This is a genomic window from Sphingobacterium prati (genome assembly GCF_013167215.1).
GTDB lineage: Bacteria > Bacteroidota > Bacteroidia > Sphingobacteriales > Sphingobacteriaceae > Sphingobacterium > Sphingobacterium prati.
On the sequence record NZ_JABJWY010000034.1, the window covers coordinates 286,464 to 304,594 of the forward strand.

General features: G+C 40.3%; 14 protein-coding genes. 6 read left to right on the forward strand and 8 right to left on the reverse strand.

Going from position 1 to position 18,131, the window contains the following annotated elements:
• Positions 1 to 69: 69 nt before the first annotated feature.
• The 8 genes from HPC41_RS11450 to HPC41_RS11485 all read right to left on the reverse strand — a co-directional run bounded on the left by HPC41_RS11450 (position 70) and on the right by HPC41_RS11485 (position 12,389).
• On the reverse strand, positions 70 to 756 hold the full coding sequence (locus HPC41_RS11450; protein ID WP_172394150.1) for a Bax inhibitor-1/YccA family protein: 687 nt from the start codon (positions 754 to 756) through the stop codon (positions 70 to 72).
• Positions 757 to 882: 126 nt separating this feature from the next.
• Positions 883 to 2,322 (reverse strand): TolC family protein, encoded by a 1,440-nt coding sequence (locus tag HPC41_RS11455; protein WP_172394151.1) that lies wholly within the window; start codon positions 2,320 to 2,322, stop codon positions 883 to 885.
• On the reverse strand, positions 2,315 to 5,479 hold the full coding sequence (locus HPC41_RS11460; protein WP_172394152.1) for an efflux RND transporter permease subunit: 3,165 nt from the start codon (positions 5,477 to 5,479) through the stop codon (positions 2,315 to 2,317). Before HPC41_RS11460 ends, HPC41_RS11455 begins: the two co-directional genes overlap by 8 nt.
• A 22-nt stretch (positions 5,480 to 5,501) precedes the next feature.
• Positions 5,502 to 6,584, reverse strand: coding sequence for an efflux RND transporter periplasmic adaptor subunit (locus tag HPC41_RS11465; RefSeq protein WP_172394153.1), 1,083 nt, complete (start codon positions 6,582 to 6,584; stop codon positions 5,502 to 5,504).
• Between the two features lie 176 nt (positions 6,585 to 6,760).
• The gene (locus tag HPC41_RS11470) at positions 6,761 to 7,162 is read right to left on the reverse strand and encodes a hypothetical protein (RefSeq protein ID WP_172394154.1); all 402 of its coding nucleotides are present in this window, start codon (positions 7,160 to 7,162) and stop codon (positions 6,761 to 6,763) included.
• An 84-nt stretch (positions 7,163 to 7,246) separates the two neighbouring features.
• Positions 7,247 to 8,461, reverse strand: a complete 1,215-nt coding sequence (locus HPC41_RS11475) for a DUF763 domain-containing protein (RefSeq protein ID WP_172394155.1) — start codon at positions 8,459 to 8,461, stop codon at positions 7,247 to 7,249.
• A 264-nt stretch (positions 8,462 to 8,725) separates the two neighbouring features.
• Positions 8,726 to 9,376, reverse strand: a complete 651-nt coding sequence (locus tag HPC41_RS11480) for a hypothetical protein (protein ID WP_172394156.1) — start codon at positions 9,374 to 9,376, stop codon at positions 8,726 to 8,728.
• Positions 9,377 to 9,470: 94 nt separating this feature from the next.
• Complete coding sequence (locus HPC41_RS11485; RefSeq protein WP_288808516.1) at positions 9,471 to 12,389, reverse strand: FAD-binding and (Fe-S)-binding domain-containing protein; 2,919 nt, start codon at positions 12,387 to 12,389, stop codon at positions 9,471 to 9,473.
• A 273-nt stretch (positions 12,390 to 12,662) separates the two neighbouring features.
• Here HPC41_RS11485 and HPC41_RS11490 point away from each other — a divergent pair, with 273 nt between their 5' ends.
• From HPC41_RS11490 to HPC41_RS11515, 6 genes are all read left to right on the forward strand, one after another.
• The gene (locus HPC41_RS11490; protein WP_281358810.1) at positions 12,663 to 13,103 is read left to right on the forward strand and encodes an FUSC family protein; all 441 of its coding nucleotides are present in this window, start codon (positions 12,663 to 12,665) and stop codon (positions 13,101 to 13,103) included.
• A gap of 181 nt (positions 13,104 to 13,284) precedes the next feature.
• Positions 13,285 to 13,758, forward strand: a complete 474-nt coding sequence (locus HPC41_RS11495) for an Lrp/AsnC family transcriptional regulator (protein WP_172394158.1) — start codon at positions 13,285 to 13,287, stop codon at positions 13,756 to 13,758.
• A gap of 18 nt (positions 13,759 to 13,776) precedes the next feature.
• Positions 13,777 to 14,844 carry an EamA family transporter gene (locus HPC41_RS11500; RefSeq protein ID WP_172394159.1) on the forward strand — a complete coding sequence of 356 codons (1,068 nt, stop codon included), beginning with the start codon at positions 13,777 to 13,779 and terminating at the stop codon, positions 14,842 to 14,844.
• A 153-nt stretch (positions 14,845 to 14,997) separates the two neighbouring features.
• The gene (locus HPC41_RS11505) at positions 14,998 to 15,759 is read left to right on the forward strand and encodes a 5'-nucleotidase C-terminal domain-containing protein (protein WP_246250595.1); all 762 of its coding nucleotides are present in this window, start codon (positions 14,998 to 15,000) and stop codon (positions 15,757 to 15,759) included.
• On the forward strand, positions 15,737 to 16,696 hold the full coding sequence (locus HPC41_RS11510; protein ID WP_172394160.1) for a bifunctional metallophosphatase/5'-nucleotidase: 960 nt from the start codon (positions 15,737 to 15,739) through the stop codon (positions 16,694 to 16,696). The genes HPC41_RS11505 and HPC41_RS11510 overlap by 23 nt, the downstream gene beginning before the upstream one ends.
• Before the next feature lie 160 nt (positions 16,697 to 16,856).
• Positions 16,857 to 18,071, forward strand: coding sequence for an MFS transporter (locus tag HPC41_RS11515; protein WP_172394161.1), 1,215 nt, complete (start codon positions 16,857 to 16,859; stop codon positions 18,069 to 18,071).
• Positions 18,072 to 18,131 lie beyond the last annotated feature (60 nt).

Here is an 18,131-nt window from a genome sequence, read left to right on the forward strand (position 1 = left end):
AAAAAAAGTATTTAAAGCACAGTTGAATCTGCTCTAAATACTTTTTATTTTTCTCGAAAACAAACCGAATTAACGACGGCTCATTAGGATACGTAAAATATACCAAAACAATAGCATAATAGAAGAAAATAGCTGTAAAGCCGCTCCTACATATTGCTCATTGCCGTATTCGTATTTTAGCTTCTGTGTTTGGTACAAAATGCTAGCCGAAGCGATCAAAACCATGATTACCGAAAACCAAAGTCCCAATTGAAATCCAAATATTGCTCCAGCGACAATTGCGCCCAATGCCAAGAAACCGCCAATAACCAGGATATTTTTCAGAAAAGAAAAATCCTTATTTGACATAAAGGCAACGGCTGTCAGCGCTGTAAACAGGGCAACAGTCATAATGCTTGCCTGATACAACATACTTGCCCCATCTGTCATCGCCGCAGCGATGTAAATCATTGGTAAGAAAATAATAGCCTCCAACACGATGTAGAATGCCAGTCCCATATACTGCGTCTGACGGCTTTGGGCTAAGGTCCATCTCGAAGAAAGTGACGCTCCTAACCAGAAGCAACCAAGAAGAAATAACCAGATAAATTTTCCACTGACCATCCAGACGATAAAATCATAAGGCACTAATTTTATCAACAGACTTTCTAAAACAATAAATGCCAAAATCGAAAGGGCAACATGAAGATATGTTTTCTTAAAGAAAACTCCCCTTTCAGCCTCATCATTAATAAGTAAATATTCTTGTGATTCCATAAAACAGATAATAAGATATATTAATACAAATTAAAAATAAGCATTAATTCTATTTTCGCAAGAAATAATTTCAGTGGTGAGGGTAAAAAAGAACCCCGCCTAGCGGGGTCCATTCAAACAAACAACTTATTTCCAGCCTCCTCCCAGTTCTTTGTAGATATTGACAACAGCATTTAGCTGTTGCTTCTTAGTTTCTATTAATTCAAGTTTCGAATCCAGTACATCGCGTTGTGTCATTAACACTTCCATGTAATCGGCACGTGCCGACTTGAATAAATCACCTGATACGATCACTGAATTATTAAGCACCTCAACTTCTTTGGTTTTAAAATCATAGCTCTTTCCAAGATTTTCGATATTAGAGAGCTGTGTGGATACTTCGAGATAGGCATTTAGAATCGTCTTCTCGTAATTATAGACGGCCTGTATTTGTTTGGCGTTTGCCGTATTGAACTCTGCTTTTAGTCCATTTTTGTTCAACAGAGGCGCTGCCAGCTCACCTATTATATTATACAGCATAGATTCTGGCATTTTAAATAGATAAGACGGCTTAAAAGCTTGCAGACCAAGAGCCGCAGATATCTCTAAAGACGGATAAAATTCTTTTCTTGCAATCTGTACATCCAATTTAGCAGCCGCCAGTTCATATTCCGCCTCACGAATATCAGGCCTATTACTCAATAATTGACTAGGGATACCTGTTTGTACTTTCGCAGGTATCATATCCACAAAATTGCTTTTATCGCGTTTTATCTCCTGTGGGAAACGTCCTAAAAGAAAATTGATACGGTTTTCCGTTTCTTTAATCTGTTGTCGCGTTTCGAATTCCATGCCCTTCGTTTTCAACACCTCGGCCTGAAATTTCTGAACAGCAAGTTCCGTCACACGTGCCGCTTGCTTCTGTAATTTGATTACTTCTAGCGCATTGTCCTGTAATTCGATATTTTGTTTGATAATCGCCAGTTGATTATCTAAGGCTAATAGTTCATAATAAGAGCGAGCAACCTCTGCAATAAGACTGCTCAGGACAAAGTTTTTGCCTTCGACTGTAGCGAGATAACGGTTTAACGCCGCCTGTTCGGAATCTTTAAGTTTCTTCCAGACGTCAATTTCCCAGCTTGCATAAGCCCCTATCGTTAAATCACCAAGTGGATCAGGCATCTCCTTACCTGGCGCTATTTCTGTGCTGGCGTCACCTGCTCCTTGGCTGGTATAGCGGCCGACTTTTTCCATACCAGCACCAGCGCGTAAACCTACACTTGGTTTCAACGCGCCTTTTCGCAATAAGATGTCGTTTTTGGCTATTGCCAATTCCTGTAAGGTCACATTTAACTCTTGGTTATTTTTTAATGCGGTGTCTATTAACGCAACTAAATTGGGGTCGCTAAAAAAATCACGCCACTTCACACTCGCCGAACTCGTTGTATCTTGTGTTACAGCTTCGGCAAATTCCTGTGGCACCTGCTTATTTTCTTGAACCAGCGTTGTTTTAGGAACTTTGCAGCCGGTCACTGCCGTTGACAACAGAAGTCCTATTATCCAGTGTTTATTTATTTGATTAGCCATTGTTATCGATTTCTTCAGTTAATGGATTCTCATCTTCGTGTTTAATGAGCTTGCGTTTGGAAGCAATTGTTCCAAAAATAAAGTACAGCCCCGGTATGACAAGGATACCAAATACAGTTCCAAATAACATACCTCCTGCTGCTGCTGTACCAATAGTCCGGTTACCGATCGCTCCTGGTCCGGAGGCCATTACTAATGGAATCAAACCCGCAATAAATGCAAAAGATGTCATTAAGATAGGTCTAAACCGCACTTTAGCACCGTCCAGTGCCGCTTCGATAATACTTAACCCTTGTGCATGTCGTTGTGTGGCAAACTCAACGATTAAAACCGCATTCTTACCCAGTAATCCAATTAGCATAACCAAGGCTACCTGAGCGTAAATATTATTTTCCAACCCCAGGACTTTCAACAAGAAAAATGCACCGAAAATACCAATTGGCAAAGAAAGTAACACTGCAAACGGCATGATAAAACTCTCATACTGTGCCGATAAAATAAGGTAAACAAAGCCTAGACAGATCAGAAATATATAGATGGCCTGGTTACCACGCCCGACTTGGTCTTTGGAGATACCCGCCCAATCTATACCATAGCCATGCGGCAAGGTTTTGGCCGCAACTTCATTAATCACCTGAATGGCCTCACCACTACTGTACCCAGGGGCGGCGGAACCGGAAATTTCGGAAGCCATGTACATATTATGCCGAGTGATCTCTGATAGTCCGTAGACCTTTTCCATATGCATAAACGCTGAGAAAGGTACCATCTCATCCCTGTCATTTTTCACGTATAGTTTCAGGATATCCTCCGGAAGAGCTCTATACTGTGGTAATGCTTGTACCATGACCTTATATTGCCGGTCATACTTAATAAAATTGGTCTCATAGTTACTCCCGACCAATGTAGAGAGTGTATTCAGGGCATTATCAATCGTGACGCCTTTTAACTGGGCCATATCATTGTCGATATGCAGCATATACTGAGGAAAACTCGCGCTATAAAACGTGAAAACAGAGGATAGCTCAGACCGTTTATTCAATTCACGAACAAAATCCTTACTCACAGTTTCCATTTTCTTGTAGTCACCTGAGCCCGCTTTATCCAAAAGCCGCAATTCAAATCCCCCAGCAGCACCATAGCCTGGCACCGCAGGCGGCTGGAAAAATTCGATGGAAGCACCGGGAATATTTTTCGCGGCGTTTTCCAGCTGTTCAATAATTTCCTGCGACGATTCTTTACGCTCCTCCCAACTTTTTAAATTGATCAGACACGTTCCTGTATTGGCCCCTGTTCCTTCGGTCAATATTTCATAACCCGCCAACGAAGAGACAGATTGTACCCCATCGATATCCTCCGCTTCCTTCTGCAGGGTTTGAGCAGCCAAATTTGTCCGTTCTAAAGTTGATCCCGGCGGGGTTTGGATAATGGCGTAAATCATCCCCTGATCTTCATTTGGAATAAAACCTGCCGGTACAGAATTATTCAAAAAATAAGCGCCGATACAGAATCCGATCAACACCACAAACGTAAGAAGACGTTTGTCAACAATACCTTTTAGTAGGAAAACATATTTGTTTGACATTTTGTCAAACAAGCGATTGAAGGCATCCAAAAACTTGTCAACAATAGATTTTTTGCGCGGCTTTCCGTGGTTATTCTTTAGCATGATCGCACACAATGCAGGCGTCAATGTCAATGCCACCAGCCCCGATAAAATAATTGACGTCGCCATCGTAATGGAAAACTGGCGGTAAAATATCCCGACAGGTCCGGACATAAAGGCTACAGGTATAAATACCGATGCCATCAGAAACGTTATCGCGATGATGGCTCCGCTGATTTCATGCATCGCTTTCTTTGTCGCCTTATACGCAGAGATATGCAGCTCTTCCATCTTAGCGTGCACCGCCTCGATGACGACAATGGCATCATCAACCACAACACCAATAGCCAATACAAGAGCAAACAAGGTAATCAGGTTGATCGTGATACCAAAAAATTGCATAAAAAGAAACGATCCTACTAAGGAAACCGGCACCGCAATGGTCGGAATCAATGTCGAGCGCCAATCCCCCAAAAATAGGAAGACAACGATCGCTACCAAAATAAAGGCTTCAACTAAGGTATGGATAACCTTTTCCATGGAGGCGTCCAAAAATTTAGAGACGTCATAACTGATCTCATAATCCAGTCCTTTGGGAAATGAGCTTTTCAGTTCTTTCATTTTATCTTTAACATCCTGGATAACTTGAGAAGCATTACTACCATAGGATTGTTTCAGTACGATTGCAGCAGACGGTTTCCCATTTAAGGTCGAATAGATATCATACATTGCCGAACCGAATTTGATGTCCGCAACGTCCCTCAGACGTAACATTTCACCGTTGGCATTTGTACGCAGTACGATATTGCCATAGCCTTCTGTCGTGGTAAAACGTCCGGGATATTTCAGCACATATTCAAAGGACTGTGAAGTAATACCGGATGATTCTCCGGCCTTACCCGGAGATGCCTCCAAACTTTGTTCTGAAAGGGCTTTCATTACCTCTTCCGCTGAAATTTTATACGCCGTCATGCGATCTGGTTTCAACCAGATCCGCATGGCCAATTCCCGTGTTCCAAGAATATTTGCCACACCAACGCCATCGACACGCCGCAGCTCCGAAACAATGTTCATATCCGCGTAGTTGTACATAAAATTTCCATCAAGGTCTTTGTCCTTACTGTAAAGGTTGATATACATCAACATATTAGATTCTTCCCTTGTAATCTTAACTCCCTCCCGTACGACAATAGGCGGAAGCTTGTTGACGACCGAAGCCACACGGTTCTGTACATTCAATGAAGCTTGGTTTGGATCCGTACCCAGATTAAACACCACCTGGATACTAGCTTCCCCGTCGTTACCGGCGTCTGAAGCCATATATTTCATTCCGGGGACGCCATTTATGGCGCGTTCAAGTGGAATGATCACTGATTTTATCATCAATTCACCATTTGCACCCGGGTATTCTGCTGTAATATTTACTTTAGGTGGTGATATGGATGGAAACTGAGTTACTGGAAGTTGTACCATCGAAAGAACCCCAAGAAACACAATGATCAGTGATATGACAATTGAAAGTACAGGTCTATTTATAAAACGACTAAACATAATTATTTAAGAGTATGGGGATTTATTCTGTTTTTAACTTCAAATTAGAAATGGCTTCTTTTGGCTGCACAAAACTATAGCTAATTTTTTCATCCTCTTTCACTTTTTGTATGCCATCCAATAGGAATCTATCGTCTTTTTGAAGTCCATTGGCAACCACATACAGATCTGGAAGGGAATTACCTATCGTAATGTAACGGGCTTTTAATTTTCCATTTTTATCCACCACATAAACATATTTACGATCCTGCAATTCATAGGTTGCTTTTTGTGGAATAATTAATGCCTGCTTTAATGGAAAATTCATGACAACTTTACCGCTCTCACCATGCTTTAGTAATCGATTGGGATTTGGAAACCTGGCTCTAAACGCAATATTACCTGTTTCACTGTCAAATTCACTCTCTATGGTCTCCACCACACCACGTTCTGGAAATAATTCATTATTGGCTAACAATAATCCTACATGGGTATCTCCCCGTTTATTGATATTGGTCTGATAATTAAGATACTCAGGCTCTGAAACATTAAAATATACGAGCATCTGGCTATTGTCAGAAAGACTCGTCAATAATTCCCCTTCGTCTACCAGACTTCCCAATTTTAAGGGAATTCGGTCTATTGTACCATCAAATGGCGCTCTTATTTCTGTAAAGGAAAGGTGCAGTTTGGCAATAGCGGAAGCTGCTTTGGCCTGTTCCAATTTAGCTTTCGCCATGGCAAGCTCATTCGGTGACACTACATTTTTATCCGCTAAACTCTTTGTGTTCTGTACTTCGATCTCAGCTACATTAACCTCGGCCATTGACTTTCTAAACTCTGCTTCATACATTTTTGGCATAATACGAAACAGCAATTGCCCTTTGTGTACAAATTGTCCTTCGTCCACAAAAATTTGCTCCAGATATCCTTTCTCCTGCGCACGTAATTCGATATTACGGAAAGACTTAATCTGGGATACAAAATCTTTATGGATGGTTGTATCCATTTGTACCGGAGAGGTCACATTGAATTTTTCTTTCTCTTCTTTCTCTTCCTTTTTGGAAGTACACCCAATTTGGCATAATACCATAGCCAAATTAACGAGCATAAGTACTCTTTTCATTTGTAAACGTCTAATTAAAAATAAGTTTGATTGTTTGTTTGCTATTCGAATTGAAATAACTTAATCCTTAACTTGTTATAGAATACAAAAACGGTGAATCATTGATAGATAAATGAAAACCCTGTTGATACGGAAATTAAAAAGAATAAGGCTAAGCTATTTTGGGGAATTGGCTACTAAATTCTCCAGTTTTGTTGAAGAATATATCTTTGTGGGTGTAAATAAGCGCTAAAATTGCAAAAGGGAATCTTCTTTGCAAATCGGAATACCAAAATGAAAAGTACGACCGCACAGAACAATAAAGCTACAAAATCTGCAGCTGCATGGAGATCCTTGGTTAATTGAAAATTCTCGCTGTTAAATTCTTCAAAGACGGGGTTTTCATCGTGAACATTTCCTGCAATGAGTGGGTCGATGTGAGAGGTGAGCGAAGCAATTTTTTCCTTTAGATTAGCTTCATTATGCTGGTACATGAAACTGACTACAGGACGATCTGATTCATTGAGCACAGCATGGCTATTACCGCTCCTAATTAATAGGAAGACTATAAAACATAGAATTGTAATAACCGCTTTCATTTGTGGGCAAATATACTGGCGTAGAAATAATTTTAATAAGCTTTAACACAATTTAACAAAATGATTACATTCTGCCGATAGTAATCAAAATAATGAAAGCTGTTTTCCTGTTTTATCATCTTTTGGTGCTTTGGCTTGGCCGAATACCGTTCGTCCATTATATCTCCAGGAATTCCTACGTTCATCCTCTATTACTTGCTGAATATCAAACTGTGGCGTAAAATTATGCTCAGCATCCAAGATAATCTGATGAAGTTTATTTACGGATTTCAACTTATCGCTATTGCCCAGCTTTGATTTTTCAATGCCTTTTCGTAGGATCTGAATACTTTGATCATAGATATCCAGAGGAACGGGAAAAGGATGTCCGTCCTTTCCGCCATGTGCAAAAGAAAAGCGTGCGGGATCTTTAAATCGTGCAGGAGCACCATGGATCACCTCGCTGACAAGTGCCAACGATTGTAATGTACGGGGTCCCATTCCTTTTAACAGTAGAAGCTCCTCAAAATTCTGCGGTTGATTTTCCCGTGCGACATACAACATCGCCCCTAGCCTTTTCAGATCAACGTCTGTAGATCGGACATCATGATGGGAAGGCATCACTAACCTTTTAAAGTCCAATAATGCTTGAGAAGAATCCTCGTTTACGATAGTCATGATACCAGCTCTGTTCGGAGCCGCACCAGAAGCCGTCAAATTTAAAATAATTCCCTGAGGACAACCGTTGATGCCAGCATGGGGTTCTTCAATGAAAGAACGGACTTTGTCCGAATGCCAATGATAGCGACGAGCAGTTCCATCGTAATCGTGCATGCCCTGTTGTACGACAGCCCAATGACCGTTTTTAGCCACAATAAAATTATGAAGATATAACTGATAACCATCTTGTATCGCCGTATTATCTACTTTTGCTACCAACTTGCTTGTTCGAACCAACCTATTACCATCCAAACCAGTTTTGTCCGCGATGTAAAGTAGTTCCTGAGGTGTACCTTTAGAAAATTTACCCTTACCACCGCATATATAGAGACCGAATGCATCCGCACAGGGGTTAATAGCGCGTTTTAGCGCTCCCATAACAGATGTTGTAATACCCGATGAATGCCAGTCCATACCGAGCACGGCGCCAAAGCTTTGAAACCAAAATGGATCTGCCAAGCGCCTGAGCACCTCATCTTGCCCATAGTCCATCAGGATCACCTCAACAATGGATTTGCCCAATAAACTCATCCGCTCATAAAGCCAAGCCGGCACCTTTCCATAGTGCAATGGCAAATCCGCTATTCCCGAATACTTCATAAATAAAACTAAATTTATTAGCACAAATGTAATTCTTTTTATTGACCAAACAAGATTTTCGAAATTTTAAATAGACGACCTGATACGAGAGACCTGTGTTATACGCTTTTATTTATAAAATTGGAAATATACCTAAAGAAGCTCACAACGCACAGGATGAATAAAAAAAGGCTGGATAATTAGCGAATTAATCCAGCCTTTTTGTATTTCAATATTGAATGAGTTCCCACACAGGGCAGTTACTCAAAATCTTTCGTTGGCGATTTACTTTCCAGTTAATGCCGATAGCAATCCCGCGCGGAAGGATGGATCTTTTTCGGAAAATTCAATACCATGCTTATACGTATCTAAATTAAAAAACAACTCCGCTGGTGCTGCTTTTTTATTCTCTAAAAAGAGTTTAAAACTATATGCAGTTTTCTTTGATAAATCAACATTCATTTTATTGGATGAGAAGACATTGGGCAGTACTACGTCTTTTGTAAAGCCATCGCTGGTTGGCATTTGAAACAATTCCCCCAAAGCTTTGACTAGATTATTGGATTGCGTTCCTAGACTAGTGATTTTAATTTTCCCTTTAGTAAATCCTACATCGTCACTTGGCTGACCATCAATAATACCTGCTGGTATAAAATCAATAATTTCAAATTTCGCCCCGACAGTATCCTGATTGTAAAGCGATTTCGTTGTATAAATACGGCTCGAATCTGTTTTTACTTCATCGGTAATACGCAAAAAAAAGTTCTTCTTTTCGGGCCCGGGAGTGCCATTTGTCAATTTTTCGATGCGCACTCGTTCGATTGTATTTGCCGTTGCAGTATCACTTCCATCAGTTTTCTTCTGATTAGAATTTCCACAAGCAGCCAACATCAGCGTAGCTGTGGCAAGGATGGCTATAGATTGAATTTTGTACATGGTGATTTGTTTATTATCAGTAATCATTCAAATATTGTTCTTATAATATTACTATTATTACTGATAACAAACAACCATTGGCAAAGTTTTTATTTTATTTCAATAAAGCTTCGTATAAAATTTCAACAGGATGAAAGGATTTTCTTCCAGCACCATCCTTGATCTGATGCCGGCACGAAGTACCTGCTGCAGCGATTAAAGTTGCTGTATTCGTTTCGCGTACAGCTGGCAATAAAACTAGTTCAGCCACTTTCATTGAAACATCATAGTGCTCGGTCTCATACCCAAAGGAGCCCGCCATGCCACAGCAACCTGAGGGAATAACTTCAACAGAGTAATTTGACGGAAAGGACAATACCTGCTGGGTCACCCCCACCAAATGAAAAGCCTTTTGGTAGCAATGTCCATGCAGCTTGATTTTTCTGTCAACGGAAGTAAACTGTTCCTGAAGAATACGGCCAGCCTCAATTTCCGCTAATAGAAACTCGTCAATCATAAGCGCATTTTTAGCAATCCGATGGGCATCAGCACGGAGATTTTCATCGACCAGACTTAAGTATTCATCCCTAAAAGTAATGATCCCAGATGGCTCAATACCTAACAACGGCGTATCGTCCGTGATTAGATCTTTTAGAGAATTGATGTTTTGGTTGGCAATTTTCTTGGCTTCTTTGACAAATCCTTTGGAAAGAAAAGTCCGGCCACTTTGCACGTGTTTTGGAATAATCACCTCATAGCCCAACGCCGTTAGGAGTTTATAAGCTGTAATACCGATCTCAGCATCATTATATTCCGTAAACTCATCAGAGAATAGGTAGACCCGGCGCTTTTGTGGTGCTATCTTTTGTTTCTTGACCCATTGGCTCAATGTTGTTCCATTAACCGTGGGAAGCGAACGCTTCGGCGCAAAACCGACCGTTTTCTTAATCAAACCGGACAGGAAATCGTTCTTCACAACAAAATTGTAAAGTGGAGCGACTAGCGAACCCAGTTTTTGAGAGTCGGTAAAGTTGGCAATCAACTTAGTCCTAAAACCAGCGCCGTGTTCATCGTAATAATGTTGTAAAAATTCTGCTTTCATTTTGGCGACATCCACACTTGAAGGGCATTCCGTTTTACAACCTTTGCAGCTCAAACATAAATCCATGACTTCCTTGATTTCCTCATGATCAAAGCGATTTTTCTTTGTGGAATTGGTCAAAAACTGCCGTAGCATATTTGCTCTCGCACGTGTTGTATCCTTCTCATCTCGAGTCGCCATAAAAGAAGGGCACATGGTACCGCCAGTAATTTCTGTTTTTCGACAATCACCTGAACCTGAGCATTTTTCCGCTAAACGCAAGATAGATTCATCTTCCGAAAAATCGAAATATGTATTTATCGACGTTCTATTCTTGTCATTGTCATAGCGCAAATGAGCATCCATTGGCGGTGTGTTAACAATTTTATTGGCATTAAAAACCCCCAGTGGATCAAAGATTAGTTTTACTTCTTCCAAAAGCTTATAGACCTTTTCGCCAAGTACCTTACCAATAAACTCGCCTCTTAAACGCCCATCACCGTGTTCTCCGCTTAATGATCCATTATACTTTAAAACCAGGTCACTTGTTTTTTCCAGTATGGAGCGGAAAGTGCGTTTACCTTCTTCTGTTTTCAGATTGACAAAAGGTTCAATATGCAGTTCACCGGCTCCAGCATGCGCGTAATAAGAGGCATGTACGCCTTCTTCGATCAATAGCTTCTGAATATCGCTGACATATTCCGGCAGGTCTTCCGGAGAAACCGCACAGTCTTCGATTAAGTTTACAGGCTGACTATCACCCGGGAGATTACGGATAAGGCCAAGTCCCGCTTTTCTAACATCCCAGACTAAATTCGTTTGTTCGGTTCCAGTTATAAATGGATAAGCATAGCCTAAGCCTCTTTCGATCAATTCAGCCTTTAAAGCCATGGCTTTAGCTTCGGTCGCGGCTAAAGTATCACCTCTAAACTCGACGATTAATAATGCCTGTGGATCTCCTTCTATAAAAAAACGATTATATTGATAAGTAGGGTGACCAACCGTAAAATCCATAATATATTTATCCACCAGCTCCGAAGCCTCCGGCTTATGGTTCAATGCGATCACATTACCACGCATACATTCGACCATATCGGAAAAATGAACGCATAATAAGCCCAATTCTTTCGGTGGTAAATCCATCAAGCGTAGCTTTGCGTCAGTGACAATCGCCAAAGTACCCTCCGAACCCGCCAAAAGATTACACATATTAAAAGGTTGATGTCGATCACTCAGAATGTCCAGCGCATAACCTGTGTTTCGTCTGGTAATCGAACGCTTAGGATAACCCGCATCAATATCTGCCAGATTTTGAGGATCTGTTAGCAAGTCATTCATTTGGCGATAAATATCCCCCTCACGATCTGTCTGTAAAAGTTTTTTAAAATAACTTTCCTCGTCAAGCGAAGTAAAGCTTACTTCGGATTTATCATCTAGAAGTACATTTGCCGCAATGACGTTGTTCCGCGTATCACCCCAAACAATCGAATGAAGACCAGAAGAATTATTGCCGATCATCCCCCCGATCATGGCCCGGCTAGCGGTAGAAGTTTCGGGACCAAACATCAAGCCAAAAGGTTTAAGGTAGCTGTTTAAATCATCACGAATGACACCTGGTTCCACACGAACCCATTTCTCCTGCACATTCAATTCGAGGATACGGTTAAAATGACAGGATATATCCATGATAATACCATTTCCAACAACTTGTCCCGCCAACGATGTACCAGCGGCACGCGGAACTAATGTTGTTTGGTTTGCACGGGCAAAATCAATCAGGTTCTTTATATCATCTATATCAGATGGAATAGCCACGGCCAACGGCTTCTCCTGGTACACCGAGGCATCCGTCGAATAGGCAAGCAACATGGTTTGATGTAATGCTTCCTCTGTATAGTACAACTCACCTTTCAGTTGAGCTGCCAATAAGGCTAATTGATTCTGATCTTTCACTGAGTTTGCTTTAAATATAGAAAACAAATTTAATTAAATTTCCCTTCGGAAAAAGCAATAATTGCAAGAAATATACAATTCTTTTCAACAACACGCACAAAAACGCAAATACAAAATGAATCAAACCCGAATTTTATTTCGTGCCTTCATCATTTGCTTGTATTTTTGCAATAGCAACACGATTTAATGAATTAACTTCATCTTTGTTATATGCGTAATCTCATCCTTCGATACACATTACATTCAGATTTTATTATATATACGATTCGGGTAATGTTGGGATTTTTACTCGGCTATATGCTATTTGTATCCTTTCCGGAATATTCTGTGTCCTGGACTCTTATTTCAATTATTTTGGTCATATCACCTCAAGAAAATGAGTCAAAAAAAATTGCTATTGATCGCGCAAAATCAAACTTTATTGGATCAGCTATCGGACTTAGTTTATACTTCGTCCCGATCCCGCAGCTTTATGCGATGATTATAGGTATGCTTGCTTCGCTCTGCATTTGCAAGGTACTGAATATTATGGCTGTGGCGCGCACTTCTATGGTCGCACTAATTATAGTTTATTTACATGAGCAAGAAAGTCGTTCCTATTTTGCGGCCCTGGACCGTTTTGGCTGTGTTTGCGTTGGGTGTTTGATTGGATTGGGCGTCATCTTATCTACTCGAAATATTATACTTGAATTAAGAGATCGGTATAACTGTTGATTATCATAGGCCAAAACACTTTCACAACTTGTTAATACCCAATAAATTAGAGCTAAACCCAGGCACAATCACCCTGCTTAATCGAATAATATTACGAATAAAGCGCAGTGAACAGAATAATATTCATAATTAATATATACATTTTGAATATTATACTTTTTTATTTACCTTTGCAGTCGAAATGACAAAAGTAGAATATAATTTAGATCAGGTGGATTACAAAATCCTTCGTTTGATGCAGGATAACGGTCGTATCAACAATGCTGATATTGCCAGAGAGTTAGGTATGGCTCCTTCAGCAATACTGGAACGGGTTAAAAAGCTTGAACAAAAAGATGTAATCTTAAAATATAGCGCCAAAATCAACCCAGCTGCTGTTGATCAAAAACTTTTATCATTTATTTTCATCAAAGCAAATGACATTATCGGCGAACAGCGTGTAGGTCTTGCTCTCGCTGAAATCCCCGAAGTGCAGGAAGTACACGACATTGCCGGAGATGATGGTTATCTTATCAAGGTGAGAACATCTGATTCGACAGGATTAGTGGACTTAATGCGTAATACTTTAAGTAAGGTAGAAGGAATAATTTCCACACGTACCACAATCGTTCTTCAGACGGTAAAAGAAGATCAACAGGTTGTTATACCTGAATAATAGAAAGGAGGATTAATTATGTTGCAAGGACACAAAAAAGCTGCAAGCCCACTGATGGTTGTAGTTGCTTATTTTATTATTTACGTGGTATGGGGGTCAACCTTCTTTTTTATAGAAAAAGCGTTGCATAGTTTTCCACCATTTATATTAGGATCGTTTCGGTTTGTTACCGCAAGTGCAATCCTGATGAGCTATTGTGCAATAAAAGGTTATAAATTATTTAATAAACGTTCCATATTAGAAGCTGCCTTTGTCGGATTTCTCCTCTTGTTCGTCGATATGGCCGGTGTCATCTGGGCGGAACAATATGTATCCGGTGGAGTAGCTGCGATAATCGCCGCCGCAGCAGCAATTTGGTTTATTTTGCTCGACAAACCCAAATGGAAGGAGAATTTTAGCAGCATTACAACGGTAGCCGGTGTTATGCTTGGATTCGTTGGAGTCGTTATGCTATTTGCCGAACAGATTATGGCATCCAACGACAATGTAAATGGAAATTTGAAGATCATTGCTTTATGTATTTTGGTATTGGGCTCAATTGCCTGGACAGTAGGTTCTTTAGCATCTAAATATTTCAAAAAATCAGAAGCACAAGAAAAAGAAGACTTACATGTTATGGTCAAAACGGCTTGGCAGATGGTCACCGCTGGTCTTCTTTTTAATATTACGGCACTTTTAACGGGCGAGTACGCATCATTTGAGTTACGCAGCGTTGCTCCTGTCGACTGGTTCAATTTAGGCTATTTGATCACATTTGGTTCTATCCTCGCATTTAGCTCCTACATTTGGCTTTTACAGGTACGCCCAGCGATGGAAGTAAGTACTTATGCCTATGTAAATCCGATCATTGCGTTAATATTAAGTCATTTTTTCACTTCACATGCCGTGACGCCCTTGCAGATTGTAGGTTTGGCAGTTATTTTGTTTTCTGTTTTACTGATGAATTGGAAAGCTTACCGCACCAAACTATCAGCTAAAAATAAAAACAAAAAGGTCCTTCAAGGAAACACATTGGATACATTGACGAAAAATAATGACCGTCAAACTCCCATAGATGATCTTCCTGAGGCAGAATTGGTTCACTAGGTTGTTATTTTTCTAATTATATGATAAAGCTTAACGTAGATTTATGTTAAGCTTTTATTGTTTTATGTTTTTGGCAAAATTAGCGTATAAGGATAAGATTTCTTTGTATTTTATTGGCTAACTTTGCCCCAATATTTGGTTAAACTAACTATAATGAATATATCAAAGCAAATTGCCTTTATTGGTAGTCTTGGAGTCGCTTCGCTTTTGATGGTCACTGGTTGCTCAAAGCAACTCCACCCTACACAGAAGGATTTTCAGCAATATCACATTAATAAAGATGTACAAGCAGACCCTACTGTCGTTTCCATTTATGAGCCGTTCAAGCAAAAGATGGAAGCTGAAATGAACCGCGTTATCGGACACGCCGACAAGGCCCTCATAAAAGAGAAAACTCCTGAAACATTAATGGGAAACTTCTTTTGTGAAGCCTTATTATGGATGAGTGAACATTATGCCCATAATCCTGCAGACCTGGCCTTTGCGACCAAAGGGGGAATCCGTAACGATCTCAAAGCTGGAAATATCACTGTAGGCCATATCTTTGAAGTAATGCCATTTGAAAATACATTAACGATTCTTGAACTAAAAGGCAGTCAAATACGTCAGCTTGCTGTTTATATCGCAACCACCCATGGCCAGCCTATTGCAGGTATGAGCTTAACGATAACAGACAATAAGATACAGGATATTAAAATCAAAGGACAGGCAATAGATGACAATAAATTATACAAACTCGTCACCTATGATTATCTGGCCAATGGCGGTGATAACCTCGTGTTATTAACGCAATCGGTCTCCAGAACCAACTACCCCCAACGGATGCGCGAAGGTTTGATAGAATATGTCAGTGAATTAACAAAAGCAGGTAAACAAGTAAATGCGGAATTAGATGGAAGAATTAAAATCAATTAATCGGAGAACCTTTATCAAGCAAGCCGGTGGATTTTCCGCTGCACTTGCTTTGGGTTCATTACCTTTTCAGGCGGCGGCAGAAAGTAAAAAGATCAAATTGACCATTTTACATACGAACGACGTGCATAGCCGCATTGAACCCTTTCCAATGGACGGTGGTAAGTACCAGGGACTGGGAGGCGTGGCTCGCCGCAGCACATTGATCAATAAAATCCGCAAGGAAGAAAAGAACCTTCTGTTGCTGGATGCCGGCGATATGTTCCAGGGAACACCATATTTTAACCTTTTTGGAGGTAAATTGGAATTGGACCTCATGACGAAATTGGGATATGATGCCGGGACTTTTGGTAATCACGAGTTTGACAATGGTCTGGACGGGCTCGTAAAATATCTGGATCACGCCAAATTCCCTTTTCTGACCGCCAACTACGATTTTAAAGGCACAGTGCTCGAAGGAAGGACACAAGATTATACCATTTTCCATAAAGGCGGTATTAAAATAGGTGTATTTGGACTTGGTGTTGATATCGAAGGTCTGGTAGATCCCAATAATTATAAGGGTATGAGCTATCTGGATCCAATCGAAATCGCGAATAAAATTGTTAAAATCCTAAAGGAAAAACATAAGTGCGATCTTATTATCTGTCTTTCACACCTTGGATATCAATATGAGAATGATAAGGTTTCAGATCTGGCACTTGCATCCAAAACATCAGATATTGATTTGATCATCGGTGGTCACACACATACTTTTTTAAACGAGCCGACCTTGGTCACAAATTTAAAAGGAGCGCAGACAGTGATTAACCAAGTAGGCTTTGCAGGTATTAACCTCGGTCGAATTGATTTCATTATGGAACCCGGTTCAGGTAAAAAACAGCTGATATCAAGTACCTATCAGGTTAACCCGTCAATCGAAGAGTCACTGTTGGCATAAACGTTATCAATTTATAATAGATGCCAAATTGACCAATATCAATTTGGCATTTTTTTATCAAAATGAGTTATAGCTTTTATAAGCACGGGCTGCCCCTTTTATCGGAATGACAACAAAAAGCTTATAAAAATCAACACCGTCTAAAAAGCAAATTATTTGCATGAAAAAAATTATATCCATATACCTAGATTCTTTTAAAGGCCTTTCGCAGGCAGCCTGGCTTTTGGCCATTGTTATGTTGATCAATAGAATGGGTAGTATGGTCATCCCCTTCCTGGGACTTTATATGACACAGGTACTTCATTTCGATATTAAGCAAGTCGGAATTGTCCTGATGAGCTACGGTATAGGCTCTGTATGCGGCTCCTATATCGGCGGATGGCTAACAGATCGGATCGGCAGTTTTAAGGTGCAATTCGGGAGCCTGGTATTGGCTTCCCCCTTATTTCTATTAATCCCCTATTTTAAAGAAGTTCAATCGCTGTCCATCATGATCTTTACGCTAAGTCTAATTTTTGACGCATTTAGACCAGCGAATTCCGTTTCAGTGGCCAGCTATGCGAAGCCTGAAAATATAACCCGTGCCTTTTCACTAAACAGACTCGCTATCAACCTGGGCTTTTCAATTGGCCCTGCCGTTGCCGGTTTTCTCGCCACAATTTCGTTTAACTGGATTTTCTATGGAAACTCCTTTGCCGTGCTATGTGCAGCAGTAATTTTCTTCATCTTTTTTAACAAAAGACAAAAAAGAACGGATGTTAAAGCAAAAAAAGACGTATTGCTGCACAGCGAGATGGCAAACCTAAGCCGCAACCCCTACACAGATGTTCCCTTTGTGTTATTTAATATCTTCTGCTGTATTTTTTCATTTTGCTTTTTCCAGTTAATTACAACCTTGCCAATATTCTATCGCGAAGTACATCACTTGGATGACCATCAGATCGGATTCCTATTGGGCTGGAGTGGTTTTGTGATTGTTTTACTGGAGATGTTTGTTGTTCATGTCGCCGAAAAGAGGTTTTCACTGATCAGCACCTTGGTATTTGGTACATTTCTGTGTGCCAGTTCATATGCCATGCTGAATTATATGGGCGGACTTGGCTGGTTATATTTCACCTTCTTTATTTTTGGCCTCGGTGAGATGCTGACATTGCCATTTATGGCTACTGTATCCGTTAACCGCTCTACCCCAAAAACACAAGGTGCATATATGGGTTTCAATTCCCTGGCATTCTCCGCAGCAAATATTTTTTCGCCACTGCTTGGGACTTCCATTGTTGACTCCTTCGGTTTCACCACACTTTGGTGGGCAACAGCACTAACATTATCCTTCACGGGACTTGGTTTTTACCTTGTGCTGAAGTGGATGCGATAAATAGCAAAGGGGACATTTCAAAATGAAATGTCCCCTTCTGTATTCAATAAAAATCAATAT